Annotated in this window: 16 protein-coding genes; 5 read left to right on the plus strand and 11 right to left on the minus strand. The window is 61.1% G+C overall.

The window, feature by feature from the left end; genetic code table 11:
• Window positions 1-5: 5 nt before the first annotated feature.
• The gene (locus FHT28_RS04275) at window positions 6-659 is read right to left on the minus strand and encodes an HD domain-containing protein (protein ID WP_174156934.1); all 654 of its coding nucleotides are present in this window, start codon (window positions 657-659) and stop codon (window positions 6-8) included.
• Window positions 660-729: 70 nt separating this feature from the next.
• Window positions 730-3,522 carry a DUF2339 domain-containing protein gene (locus tag FHT28_RS04280; protein ID WP_245297418.1) on the minus strand — a complete coding sequence of 931 codons (2,793 nt, stop codon included), beginning with the start codon at window positions 3,520-3,522 and terminating at the stop codon, window positions 730-732.
• 289 nt (window positions 3,523-3,811) lie between these two features.
• Between FHT28_RS04280 and FHT28_RS04285 the strand changes: the two genes are divergently transcribed.
• The 3 genes from FHT28_RS04285 (at window position 3,812) to FHT28_RS04295 (ending at window position 5,685) form a co-directional block, all read left to right on the plus strand.
• A complete protein-coding gene (locus tag FHT28_RS04285) occupies window positions 3,812-4,135 on the plus strand; it encodes a hypothetical protein (protein ID WP_037193886.1) in 324 nt (107 codons plus the stop codon).
• Between the two features lie 142 nt (window positions 4,136-4,277).
• Complete coding sequence (locus tag FHT28_RS04290; protein ID WP_037193888.1) at window positions 4,278-4,784, plus strand: superoxide dismutase family protein; 507 nt, start codon at window positions 4,278-4,280, stop codon at window positions 4,782-4,784.
• A gap of 232 nt (window positions 4,785-5,016) precedes the next feature.
• Window positions 5,017-5,685: an EF-hand domain-containing protein gene (locus FHT28_RS04295; protein WP_092572829.1), complete on the plus strand. Its 669-nt coding sequence runs from the start codon at window positions 5,017-5,019 to the stop codon at window positions 5,683-5,685.
• 60 nt (window positions 5,686-5,745) lie between these two features.
• On the opposite strand, the gene FHT28_RS04300 is transcribed toward FHT28_RS04295, so the two are convergent.
• The 7 genes from FHT28_RS04300 to FHT28_RS04330 all read right to left on the minus strand — a co-directional run bounded on the left by FHT28_RS04300 (window position 5,746) and on the right by FHT28_RS04330 (window position 9,882).
• Entirely contained in the window at window positions 5,746-6,279 is a 534-nt protein-coding gene (locus FHT28_RS04300; protein WP_092572828.1) for a tyrosine phosphatase family protein, read from the minus strand.
• A complete protein-coding gene (locus tag FHT28_RS04305; RefSeq protein WP_037193896.1) occupies window positions 6,276-6,893 on the minus strand; it encodes an HD family hydrolase in 618 nt (205 codons plus the stop codon). The genes FHT28_RS04300 and FHT28_RS04305 overlap by 4 nt, the downstream gene beginning before the upstream one ends.
• On the minus strand, window positions 6,890-7,729 hold the full coding sequence (locus FHT28_RS04310) for a folate-binding protein YgfZ (protein WP_037193898.1): 840 nt from the start codon (window positions 7,727-7,729) through the stop codon (window positions 6,890-6,892). The genes FHT28_RS04305 and FHT28_RS04310 overlap by 4 nt, the downstream gene beginning before the upstream one ends.
• A 73-nt stretch (window positions 7,730-7,802) precedes the next feature.
• Entirely contained in the window at window positions 7,803-8,558 is a 756-nt protein-coding gene (locus tag FHT28_RS04315; RefSeq protein WP_168595687.1) for a hypothetical protein, read from the minus strand.
• Window positions 8,559-8,574: 16 nt separating this feature from the next.
• Entirely contained in the window at window positions 8,575-8,832 is a 258-nt protein-coding gene (locus tag FHT28_RS04320) for a hypothetical protein (protein ID WP_034507811.1), read from the minus strand.
• A 104-nt stretch (window positions 8,833-8,936) separates the two neighbouring features.
• Complete coding sequence (locus FHT28_RS04325; RefSeq protein WP_112440542.1) at window positions 8,937-9,368, minus strand: TIGR02301 family protein; 432 nt, start codon at window positions 9,366-9,368, stop codon at window positions 8,937-8,939.
• Window positions 9,369-9,444: 76 nt separating this feature from the next.
• Window positions 9,445-9,882, minus strand: coding sequence for an NUDIX domain-containing protein (locus tag FHT28_RS04330; protein WP_037193906.1), 438 nt, complete (start codon window positions 9,880-9,882; stop codon window positions 9,445-9,447).
• Between the two features lie 139 nt (window positions 9,883-10,021).
• Between FHT28_RS04330 and FHT28_RS04335 the strand changes: the two genes are divergently transcribed.
• Window positions 10,022-10,342: a YnfA family protein gene (locus tag FHT28_RS04335; RefSeq protein ID WP_047639162.1), complete on the plus strand. Its 321-nt coding sequence runs from the start codon at window positions 10,022-10,024 to the stop codon at window positions 10,340-10,342.
• 43 nt (window positions 10,343-10,385) lie between these two features.
• Entirely contained in the window at window positions 10,386-11,150 is a 765-nt protein-coding gene (locus FHT28_RS04340) for an SOS response-associated peptidase (RefSeq protein WP_168595688.1), read from the plus strand.
• A gap of 77 nt (window positions 11,151-11,227) precedes the next feature.
• On the opposite strand, the gene FHT28_RS04345 is transcribed toward FHT28_RS04340, so the two are convergent.
• Together FHT28_RS04345 and pssA are read right to left on the minus strand one after the other, a co-directional pair.
• Complete coding sequence (locus FHT28_RS04345) at window positions 11,228-11,368, minus strand: hypothetical protein (RefSeq protein ID WP_167669519.1); 141 nt, start codon at window positions 11,366-11,368, stop codon at window positions 11,228-11,230.
• Window positions 11,369-11,694: 326 nt separating this feature from the next.
• Complete coding sequence (pssA, locus tag FHT28_RS04350) at window positions 11,695-12,555, minus strand: CDP-diacylglycerol--serine O-phosphatidyltransferase (protein WP_047639164.1); 861 nt, start codon at window positions 12,553-12,555, stop codon at window positions 11,695-11,697.
• Window positions 12,556-12,574: the final 19 nt, after the last annotated feature.

Below are 12,574 nucleotides of genomic sequence, written 5' to 3' on the forward strand. Positions count from 1 at the left end.
AGCCCTCAGATTTCGTCGATGAACATTGCCAGCACCGTCTTCAGCCGGTCGTGCCGCGCGCCTGCAAACCTGCGGCCGGTCTCGGTCTGGAAGCCATCTGCCAGTTTGAACAGCTTTGTCTCGAAATGGTCAATGGCGAAGCGCTTGTCGTCGAGCGGTCTCTCCGTTGCAAGCGGGTCGAATGGGTCGTAGAGGCCGGAACCGAGGCGGCCTGCGATATAGAAGCAGCGCGCCGCGCCGACCATGCCGATCGCGTCCAGCCGGTCGGCATCCTGCAGGATCTTCGCCTCGAGCGTTTCCGGCGGAAGATTGGCGGAAAAACTGTGCGTGGTGATCGCATGCGCCGTGGCCGCAATGTCGGCATCCGTCCATCCGAGCTGTCGCAGGATGCCCGAGGCCTTCTCGGCCGCCAGCCGCGAAGCCTGCGCGCGATGGGGCGAATTCTTCTCGACCGCAACGCAGTCGTGCAGCAACACGGCCGCGGCGAGTATCCGGGCATTGCCGCCGTCCTCGGCCTGGATAGCCATGGCGTTCCTGAAGACGCGCAGGATATGGGCAATATCATGCGAACCGTCATCGCCGTCGGCGGCATGCGGGATAAGATCCGCCGCCAGCGTTTCGAAGGGGGCAAACGCCCGCGCCATCCTGTTGGTGTCCATTATCGCACTTGCTCCGGAATGATCTGTCGCCAGGTTCCCTCGTCCTACCGGGACAAGGGATTCGCCGCAATCACCCCGTCGTCTTCTTGCGTGTCAGGATCTTCTGGTAGAACAGGCCGATGCCGATCAGGACAGCGCCGAGGCCGATGAAGGACAGGGCGCGCAGGAAACCCTCGAGGTTTGCCATATCGATCAGGAAGGCCTTGACGACGGCAATGAAGACCAGCGCCGCCGAGGCGATGCGCAGGCTGCGTGCCTCGAAACGGGCGCCGAGACCGAGAAGGGCGATGCCGATCAGCAGCCAGACGACGGAATAGGAATAGAGTTCGCCCTGGATGAAGCCGTTCCAGAAAGGAATGTATTCCCCCTGCCATAGCCGACGCACCGATAGCGTCGCCCAGGAAAGGGCCATGACCGCGCCGGCAACGGCCAGCATGCTTACATAGGGTAGGGGGCGTCGGTTCCGCGCATAGAGCGCCAGTCCGCCATAGGCGATGGCGGGCAGGAGATAGCCCAACAGCAACAGATTGAACAACGGAATCCGGCCGGTGCTCTCGCCAGTGATAAACGGGTTTAATCCCAGCAAATGCAATGTCAGGATCAGGATGACGGAGAGGGTGCCGAGAGCCATGCTGCCATAGCGGAAGACAGGGCTCGCGGCGCTGAGGTCGAGGGCCATCAGCGTCGCGGAAGCACCGATCGCCAGCAGCGTGTAGATCGATTGTTCTCCGAGTGTTGGCACGGTGTCATTGAGGACACCGCCATTCATGGCATGGCGCACCAGGATGGCGATCGTCAGCAGCACGAGGAAGGAGGCCAATGCCTGCAGCGTGTTGCGCAGCCGGACACTTGGAGAGTGACGGACCGTGAAAGCCGCCAACGCGGCAAGTGCGGCAGGAATGCCGTAGCCCGCCAGCAGCATGTTGAAGACCGGTGTCGTGCCGAGCTCCGACGGATCGACGATGGTCGGCTGCCACGCGATGCGCGTCATGGTGATGATCAATGCGGCGACCATGGTCCAGGGAAGGACCGGCCAGTCGCGCAGGCGCGCCGCCGAAACATAAGCGATGCCGAGGACCGGCAGCAGTATGGTAGGCGCGGCGTCATGCGCAAACATGTGCAAGGCAAAGACCATGGCGCCGAAGGAGCCGGCGGCGAGTATGTTGGTCGGCAGGTTCAGCCCTTCGCTTGAGCGGCGATGTTGCCATTCCGCGAGCGCCATCAGGACGATGCCCAGCCCGATGCCATAAAGGCCGTGCAGCCAGTCGAACGTCCAGTTGCCGAAATTGATGAAGCTGATCGTCGCGATCGCCAGCGGCGTGGCGGCCATGATCAGGCTCCAGAGCGCGGCGAAGGGCTTCTCGCCCTCTGCGAACCGCCTCAGAAAGAAGGCGCCGACCAGCACGAAGATGCCTCCAAGGCCGAGCGCTTCATAGAGCACCATGCTCTGCATCGTCACGATGCCGTCGGCGCTTTTGGGCTCGACACCGGCAATCCAGTTGGTCAGAACGCCGGACACGCCAACGACGGCGACGACGGCTGACAGGATCGCCGCCCAGCCCGCATGAATGCGGCCAGCGCCGAAAGCCGCCACTGCCGCGACGATCGCCGCGAACATGAACATGGCATCGACGATGGGATATCCAGATTGGAGACTGTAGGTCAGCAGGTGGAGTGATACCGCAAGGGCGCCGATCGACGCCGTCAATGTCATGCCGAGCGGCGGTCGGGCAAGGAACGCGCCCCAGCCTCCGGTGCTCGCTAGCTGCATCGGATCGGCCGCCGTCTCTGTCCCCATGCCATCTGCCGCCTTCGCGGCAGTGGCAGCTAGGTAGCGTCCCGGCCAGATGAAGATGGTGCCGCCGATCATGGCAAGCATGGAAAGCGTAACCGGCGTGAAGTCCACGACTTCGCTGTAGGCGACATAGAGCATCGGCCAAAGGCTGAGCAGCGCATTGGCAAAGGAGGGCGTAATCAACCAACGCCGCAGCCGCGACGCGAGCAGGGTCGCAAGCCACGTCAGAACGAGATAGCCGAACAGGACCCATGGCTGCGGCGCCGTCGACGCGATCAGGGCGGGGGTGACCATGGAGGCGAGCAGGCCGAGGCCGGCGAGCGCCTGTCCGTGGTGCAGCGACAGTGCAAGCGTTGCAAGCGAGATCAGGCCCAGAAGAACGAAGGCCATCGCCGGCCCGATGAAGCCATAGATGCCATGCGCCGCATAGGTCGATCCGAACAACGCGACGACGCCGGCTGCCGTCAGCACGCCGGGGATCATCGCGTTCTGGAAGGCATTGCCGAGAACAGGCGCCGAGCGTCGGCGAATGATTTCGCCTGCCGCGACGAGGATCAAGCCGAAGATCGCCGCAAGCACAAGCCGGACGCCCGGGCTCAACAGGCCGCTCTCGATCGAATACTTGACCATGAAGATACCGCCAAGCGCGAGAGCGATGCCGCCGACCCACACGGCCCAGCGCGCGCCGATCGTGCTTTCCAGGCTCTCTCTCGGCTGCGGCGCTTCCCGCGCCGCGATATCCGGACCATCATCCGTGAGCGTGCCATCCGTGAGTGCATCGGGGATGTTGCGCGCGGCGACGGCAGGTTCTTCGATGCCGGCCGCTGTAGGCTCTTTGATTGCCGCTTCGGTCGGTGGCTCCTGGATGGCTGCTGCGGGTCCCGCGGCGGCGGCGATCGCCGGCTCCGTCATGCGGACTGATTCGCCTGCGTCCGCCATCAGCACCCTGCCAGCGAGTGCATTTTGCAACCCTTGGACGCGCTTTTCCAGTCGCCTTATCCGCAGATTGTATCCTCGCAGTATGAAAATACCGGCGATCAGGATGACGAGCGGCAATAGTTCCATCATGTCCTCTCTAGGCAATCCGCCGCACAATATACCAATCGGCCAGAACGGTAAGACCAGACAGTCAAATTTGCTTATGATTCCAGTGGATTATGGCCATCGTCTCGATAAAGCCATGCGGAAGAAATATTAGACAATTGCGATTTACTGCTTGAAAACTATGGTTAATACTCATTAACAATTTGTCTTTACGAGCCGAGCAAAGCAGCTTATCAAGGCTCCATAGTTCAACTCTGAATGTATTGCGTACAAACGATGTCGCATGAGGCGGCTCCTACCTCAGGAGGTTTGTATGTCCCATGTTTCTTCCATATCCAGCAGCTCCTATCCGTATCGCGGCACGCTTTCGCGTCTCGATGCCAATGGTGACGGCGTCCTCAGTCGTACGGAGCTTGAAGCCGGCGAGCGTCCAGGCATTCTCGAAGCCAATACTGATAGCTCCGCCAGCGCATTGGGTGGCCTCATCGCAAAGCTGATGCAACTGCCGAGCGCCGATGCGGCATCCACGGCCACGTCGCCGCAATCCAATATTGCGTCTGGCGTGGACCTTCTGTCACCGATGGATGCCTACAACAACACCTATGGCCAGTACGACGTCAGCGGCATAGCCGCCTGATAGATGTCCGCTGCAGTGTTTTGGCGGCCAGCCGGATATGCCGGCGGGCCGCCTTATCTATTTGATGCAGCCGCATTTCCCCTCCTCGGAACACTCGTCTCCGCCAAGCGTTAGATACCGACACGCAAGGGAGAACTGTTCCATGAAACGGATGATGATCGCTGCAATTCTCACTCTCGCCGCGGCCTTGCCCGCCGCAGCGCAGAGCCAGGGAACGGCGACGGCCGATTTTGTCGGTCTCGATGGCAAGCAGGCGGGGCGGGCAACGCTGACCGAAGGCAAGGCGGGCGTGCTGATCGAGATGGAGGTGTCCGGCCTGCCGTCCAATCGCTGGGTGGCTTTCCACATTCATGAAAGCAGCCGCTGCGATCACACGCACGGATTCGAGTCCGCAGGCGGCCATTTCAATCCCACCAAGGCCGAGCATGGTTTCCTTGCCGCCAAGGGACCGCATGCGGGCGATATGCCCAACCAATATGTCGATCAGGACGGCAAGCTGCACGCCCAGGTGTTCAACGGCATGGTGTCATTGAACGGCAAGAATGGCATTCGCGGCCGGACGCTGATGATCCATGCCGACTCGGATGATTACCGCAGTCAGCCGGTTGGTGGTGCCGGCAAGCGCCTCGCATGTGCTGTCATTCAATAGATGAGGCGGTCAGGGTGATTCGGACCCTTTATGCTGCCGGTGTGTAGCAAAGGTTGTCTTCGCCGCGCCAAGGCCCATTGGCGATATGATTCGGTAGCTGTCAATTGAGGTTAATGATCAATTAACACATATCTTTAATCACGCGACCAAATCGACCTATTCTATCCGCAGATGAATAAGTGTGCCGGGGGGTAACCGAACACGCCGATGGCGTTTGCTTTAGGAGATTTGGATGAGTGGAGTTTCTTCAGTTGGAAGCAGCATGACGGCTGCCTCGTACAGTCCCCTTGATAAGAACCAGGACGGCATTGTGGACGCCCAGGAATTGCAGGAGGCGGCACAATCCGGTCTCCTGTCGGCAAGCGTCCTCAGCGACGAGGATAATGGCAGCAGCAGCGATCCGAGCGCGACCGATGTTTTCTCCGGCAATCTGGCATCCATGCTGCTGCAGATGCAGCAGACAGGCGCCAGCCAGTCGAGCACGGCTTCGTCCACTGGCGGCTCATCCAGCCAATCGCCCATGGACCAGCTGTTTGCCAGCCTAGACACCAATAAGGATGGCAAGGTTTCGGCGGACGAGTTCGTTGCCGGGCGACCGAAGGACATGAGCGAAAGCGACGCCCAGAACCTCTTCAAGAGCATTGATACGCAAGGCTCTGGCTCGCTGTCGAAGGATCAGTTCGCCGAAGGCCTCGATGTCCTCAAGCCCCTGGACGCTTCTGCCGCCGACATGCTGTCCCTGGAGCCGACGTCCAGCGGCAGCAGCGCAACGAGCTTAGCCACGACTGCCAAGAATAACGCGCTGGATAACTTCCTTGCCGAAATGCAATCGTCGATGAATCTCTATCAGAATACCTACGGCCAGTATGATCTTGACCAGACGGGCAGCGCTGCGGCCTGATCCATCGGGATGGATTGTTGCGATACGGACGGAGGCTGCGCAAGCGCAGTCTCCGTTCTTTCATAGAATGTCGCTGTGCACAGCCAATGGCAGGATGAAAGCCGCGTTGCCATCGGCATCTGCGCCGCGTCCGATCTCCTTGACCGCCGCGACCAGCCGGCCCTTGCGCCCGAGCATGTCGTCACCGATGGCGATCAGCCGGGCATTTGGTGTCGCATAAGGGGAGGCCGAGCGCAGGCGGCGGACGAGCGCCAGATCGTCCTCTTCCGGATGAACGGCGAGGGCCGCGATCAGCGCCGCGGCTGGCGAACGCGATACACCCATCCAGCAATGGATCAGCAAGGGCGCCGCGCGATCCCATTCCGCTGCAAAATCGATGATGGCGCGAACATGCGCCTCCTGCGGGGCGATGAGATCGCCGGTGCCGGCAAAGCTGATATCGTTCATGTTGAGCAGCAGATGACGTTCCGCCTTGATGACGGCCGGGCGGTGAAAGGCATGCTCCTTGGCCATCAGGCTGATCATTTCGCGCGCATGATGGCGAACGGCCATTTCGGCGATGCGTGCCAGCGGCGATACGACGATCGTCGTCACGCACCGATCCTCATCGACGTGCGCTCGGCCTCGATCGCCTCGAAGCGCCTTAGGAACAGCCGCTGCGCCTCGATTGCCGGCATGGGTTCGATCGGCAGCATCTCGCGGGTGATGTCGCGGGGTTGACCGAAGAACTTGCGCGCCTCCTCCGGCGTGAAGCCGGCAAGCAGTGTCGCCTCGAAATAGGCCGAGACCGTATCGGCCTTCTTGATCTTTTCCTTCAGCTGCGGCGCGCAATGCGGGGGCAGGGCAAAACGACGATAGATCGCCGCTTCGAGCCGTTTCTCCACCGCCTTGTAGTCGCCGCCGACCACCGACTTGAACGGCGAGATCATATCGCCGATGACATATTCCGGTGCGTCATGCAGCAGCGCCGCCAGCAATTCGTCCGGCGTCGCCGGGTTCAGATGACGAAAGATCGCTTCGACGACGAGGCTGTGCTGCGCTACTGAAAAGGCATGATCGCCATAGGTCTGGCCGTTCCAGCGCGCAACGCGGGCAAGCCCATGGGCGATATCGCTGATCTCGACGTCGAGCGGCGACGGATCGAGCAGGTCGAGCCTCCGTCCCGATAGCATGCGCTGCCAGGCGCGCGCAGTCTTGGCCGATGTCATGCCGAAGCCTCGTCGGCCTGGGAAGGGAAGGAGAGGCCGGACCAAGCAGGCAGCGATACCGAGACGTCGGTATCATCAGCCCGGATGGGTGTTCCTGCTGCCATGGCTTCGCCCGCGCGGTCGATGCGGACGATGGCAAGACCCTTGCTGCCTGCGGTCGAACCGAGCGTGCCCACAGGCTTGCTGCCGACGGTGAGTTCCGTGCCGGAGGCGGGCAGGTCGGCATTGCCGCTCACGATGACGACGCGCCTGCGCGCCGTGCCGCGATGCTGCATGCGGGAGACCACCTCCTGGCCGACATAGCAGCCCTTGCGGAAGCCCAGGCCGCCGTTGAGGTCCAGCAGCACATCGTGCGGAAACGCGTCCTGCAATGCGAAATCGCGGCCGGAAACGGCAACGCCGTTGGCGATGCGCAGCGCGTCATAAAGCGTCTCGGCATCGTCCCCATGTTGGCCTGATGTGCGCGTCAGCGTGATGCCTGCCTTGGCGAAGCGGCTATCCTTGGGGCCGTCCGTTGCCTTGTCCGCCCAGGCGACGGTAACGCCTTGAATATCTTCGACGCCGAAATCGACCTTGGCGCGCAGCCGGTACATGGTGAGCCGCTTCAGAAGGCCATCGCGCTGTGCCGTGTCTGTCTCGAGCAGAAAGCCGGAGCCATCTCGCCAGATCATGAAGTCGAACAGGATCTTGCCCTGCGGCGTCAGCAGCGCCCCGGGGCGCGCTTCGTCGGCGCCGAGCGAGACGAGATCGGTGGTGATGAGATTGTGCAGGAACGGTTCCGCCTCGGCGCCGGCAACGCGGATGAAGGAACGGTCTCTCAGGAATACGGCTGGCATGATGGATCCGCTGATTTGGGCTATGATCCAGAGGTAGGGCCTTCGACCGGGAACCGCAAGTTCTCCGACCGGATCATTCGCCCGACGTGAAAAATTTCCACTTGCCGTCCGGCGTGATGCCGACTCGATAGAAATTGTAGCCGCCAAATTCCAGCATATCGGCGTAGTCGCCCGCCGTGACGATGCGCATCAGGTCGACCTTTTCCGGGGTGGAGAGCGTCTTGATGTCTTTCTGCGCGAAGTAGGGCCAGACATAGATTTCGTCCGGCGTACCCTGGCCGACATGGGCAAAGCCGGTCGACATGATGTCGAGGAGGATGGACAGGATTTCGATGCCGTCCGGATCGCCCGAAAGGTCGTGCAGGGTCTTGATCGGATCCTCGCCGGGGTCGTCGGCGGTGACCTGGGTCTGCTTGAGACCGCCACCGATATTCATCAGCGGGCGCAGGCGCTCGAGATCGCCTGAGGCTGCCGCCTCCACGATCGCCTCACGGAGCTTTCGCACCGGCTCCGGCGCCTTGTTGATGTCGAAGAGGAACTCGACCGACTTGTTTGCGCTTGCTGCATCGCCATTGCCCTGGTCGGCTTGCTTGTTGACCAGCGGATCCGGCGTCGGGAGCGTAGTGGACGGCGCTTCCAGCGCTTGCTCGACAGGTTTCTGGTTCTTCTGCTGAGCGGAGGCGCCTGGAGCGTTCGGTTGGGAAGCTGGTGGATTGAGCTGCGAGAAGGCTAGTGCCGGCAACGGCAAGGCAACGGAACCGGCAATCATGGTTACGGCTGTAAACGAGGCAATGGAACGGCGACACTCATTGCCCGGAAACATATGCATGAACAATCTCTGGTTACTATTGCAGGGTACGGTTCGGAGAGAATTCCCCAGCGAGCATGCGTTCCCGAAGCGATTCGAGCAAGGCTTCCGCGCCCTGCTCACCCTGTATGCGGATAGTCTCGCGAATGGCATGCGCGATGGCGGCGTCGGCGATGATCTCGGGCTCGATACCATCAGCCATGCCGTCAGCCCAAGCCTCGTTCTGGTATTCCAGCGCTGCCTGCATTTTTTCATGGACGATCATGTCGTCGATTTCGTTCAGGCTGGTTTCCATTGATTCTTTCCTCGAGACGTTCATGTCCTTACCACTTGCTTAACAACTTTATCAGCCTTTTCCTAAAACGACACGGCTGGGTGCGAAAAGGGGTTAATAAATCGTTAATTTCCAAAGCGGGCGGTGATTTCTGTCGCCAGTGTTGCACCTTCGTTACGGTATCGCTCCTCGGCAACGAGGGCCTGCGGCGTGCAATTCGTGTAAACCGATGCAAAGGACCTATACCCACGGTTGAACGCGGCGGTCAATTTTTCCTTCCTTTTCGGCTCGCCCTTGGTTTCGGTGTCAAGCAGCTGCTGCATATCTCCCCGCCATCCGTCTTCCGATGCTGCGCAAAGATTGCGCAAATAATCGATCGAGCCGAGGATTTCGGCGAGCCGGGACAGTTGCTCATCATAGGGCGTGGGTCGTTCGGCGACTGCGGTGTCGGGCGTCTGTGCCTGTGGCGCGCTCGCGACAGGTTGCGCCGCGGTCGGAAGCGCGGCGGCGAGCACAAAGCAAATCAGAAGCGGTCGGCCAAGACGGTTGTGAATCATGTATTCAGTTGAGCGGACAAGCATGACGTGAACAAGGCATAGTGTGCGCTTTCCAACCCGTTATTGCCTCGCATCGTTAATATCGCGGCTGGGGCTGCCTACCAGTCGCCGCAATCCTTTCCACGCATTCGAGCACGCTGGCCGGAACCGGCAGGGTTCGGACCTCCTCCAGCGAATACCAGCCGATGGCTGCGGCATCGTCAGCGGCTTCCGCAATGGCTTCCCTGTCGGCATCGACGAGGAAGACCGACAGCAGGAAATGGCTCGTCAGCGTTCCGTCCGCCGCATGGGAGCGCAGATCATAGGTTTCGAACAGGCGAGGATTGCGTGCGCTTATGCCTGTCTCTTCCTTGAATTCGCGCAGGGCCGCTTCCGCCGGCGTTTCGCCGTCTTCGGCCCTGCCGCCCGGAAAAGCATACATGTCGGCAGATGGCGGGTTGCTGCGCAGGACAAGCAGGAATCGGCCGTCGCGTTCGAGGATGGCGGAGGAGGCGGGGCGGGGAAAGGACGTCATGGGATCGTTTCATATTCGCATGATGAGACGTCTACACCTCTACAGGAACCGAGCCTTGCTGTCCTCCGGGAAAGCCCTTTAACTCGCTGCCGACAGGGGCGGCGATTCGTATGCGCCGAATGTGCGGGCGACCATGGGAATGATCTACGGACTGTATGCTCTCGCGGCCTTGGCCGAAATTGCCGGCTGTTTCGCCTTCTGGGCCTGGCTCCGGCTGGCAAAGCCAATCTGGTGGCTTGCGCCGGGTCTTGTGTCGTTGGCACTCTTTGCGTGGCTGCTGGCACTGGTGCCGAGCGAGGCCGCCGGGCGTACCTTCGCCGCCTATGGCGGTGTCTATATCGTTGCTTCCATCCTGTGGCTCTGGCTGGCGGAGGGGCGGCTGCCGGACCGCTGGGATATTTCCGGCGCGGCCATCTGCCTTGCCGGTGCGGCGATCATTCTCTTCGGTCCACGCGGCTGACCTTCCGCTTGACCCGGCGCTTTCCGGGTGCAAAACAAGCCCCATGTGCGGACGCTTTGCTTTGACATCGACGGCGGACTATGTGGGCGAGGCGCTGGGCGTCCTGCTGCGCGACGATTTTCCGGCGCGTTACAATATCGCCCCGACACAGCCGATCCTCGTCGTCATATCCGGTGAGAGGCAGCAGCCCGGCAGCAATCTGCCGGATCGCCGCGCCCTTTTGGTGCGCTGGGGCTTCATGCCCGGCTGGGTGAAGGACCCGAAGGAGTTTCCGCTTCTGATCAATGCGCGCGCCGAAACGGCAATCGGCAAGGCATCCTTCCGCGCCGCCATGCGCCACCGCCGCATCCTCGTTCCGGCGTCGGGCTTTTACGAATGGCATCGCCCGTCCAAGGAAAGCGGTGAGAAGTCGCAGGCCTATTGGATCCGGCCGCGCGCGGGCGGCGTCATCGCCTTTGCCGGGCTGATGGAAACCTGGTCGTCGGCCGACGGCTCGGAAGTGGATACTGGTGCCATTCTGACGACCGCGGCAAACAGCGCCATGCGCCCGATCCATGATCGCATGCCCGTGGTCATCAAGCCGGAGGATTTTGCCCGCTGGCTCGATTGCAAGACGCAGGAGCCGCGAGATGTCCTCGATCTGATGACACCGGTTCAGGAGGATTTTTTCGAAGCTATTCCGGTTTCGGATCGGGTTAACAAGGTCGCCAACATGGGGCCGGACCTGCACACGCCGGTAACGGTCGAGCCCGTGAAAAAGCCGCCGAAGAAAACGGATCCCGAGGATGGCCAGCTAAGCCTTCTCTGACGGCCGCCATTCGGCGACCGGTGTCGGGATATGTCGCCGAGCCATGCAGTTTGGCAGCCGGCCGGCGATTGTCGACCTCAGGCGATTTTCTTCTTGAGAGGCTTGGACTTCAGCATCAGATGGGCCGCAAGAACGGCTTTCAGGCCGAGCGGCCGATACAGCATGCTGGGATCGATCTTTGCCTGCGGTTGTGCCGCTTCGTCTTTCTTCTGCGTCATGATTAACTCCTCACCAATGCTCCCCGGAGCATTTTCCGATTCACTGTCGTGTATCGCTGTCTCGTCGTAAATCATGACAAATCGAAGGCGTTTTCCAATCAGCTTTTGTAAACAATGACCACATTTCGCGAGATTAGCATCGAATCTTCGTGTGAAATCCATCCTGATGAGATGCTAATATTCCGTTAAAAGGCCCGGCTGCGCGTACCCCCAATACCGCCCGGTGGCTGTTCTGGCTCTCTTGATTGCTAAGGGGAGCTTACAAACTTGCGGTTGCGCACGATGGCGTCACGGGAGCACCGGCCTCGGCATGCCTCGCGTGCCGGCTAAATATGCCGGCCGATATCGTCGTTGGAATCGTCGACGTCGGGGTCGCCCGGTCCGTTGATGGTGTAGGTGCCGTATTTCTTCGCCCAGGAGCGCGCGCCGAGTGGCAGGGACAGCAGGTAGACGATGACGGTCACGACCATGACATGCCATGTATAGCTCATCAACAGCGCCACATAGACGACAAGGGCGAGCATGATCGGCAATACGAGGTCGCGCCGGATGCGGCTGCCTTCCGTCTTGCCGGACCAGACGGGCAGGCGGCTGACCAGCAGAAAGCCGATGAGCACGGTGTAGGCGGCACCCCAATAGGCGAAAGTCCTGTCCGGCGTCAGCCCGAGGAAGCCGAGATAGACGGGCAGCAGCACCAGCATGGCGCCGGCAGGCGCGGGGACGCCGACGAAATATTCCGATTGCCAGGACGCCTTGTGTTCGCGCTCGGTCATGACGTTGAAGCGAGCGAGCCGCAAGGCGGCGGCGATGGCGTAGATCAAGGCGGCGATCCAGCCGAGCGAGTGGGCCTGATCGAGCAGAAAGACATAGACGACCAGCGCCGGCGCAACACCGAAGTTGACGATATCGGCCAGCGAATCCATCTGTGCGCCGAATTTTGAAGTGGCCTTCATCAGACGTGCCACACGTCCGTCCACGCCGTCGAGGAAGGCCGCAACCAGCACGGCGACCACGGCAAGCTCGTAGCGGTTTTCGAAAGCGAGGCGGATACCCGTCAGTCCCGCGCAGATCGCCAGCACGGTGATCATGTTCGGCACAATCAGCCGCAGGGGAATTTCCCGCAGGCGCGGCCCGCGCGCTTCGTCATTGGATCCATGCGGCTCGAAAGGCGGAAAAGGCGTCTTCATTTCGTTCGTTTCTCTGGGG

Source organism: Rhizobium sp. SG570, assembly GCF_012275345.1.
Classification (GTDB): Bacteria; Pseudomonadota; Alphaproteobacteria; order Rhizobiales; family Rhizobiaceae; genus Rhizobium; species Rhizobium lusitanum.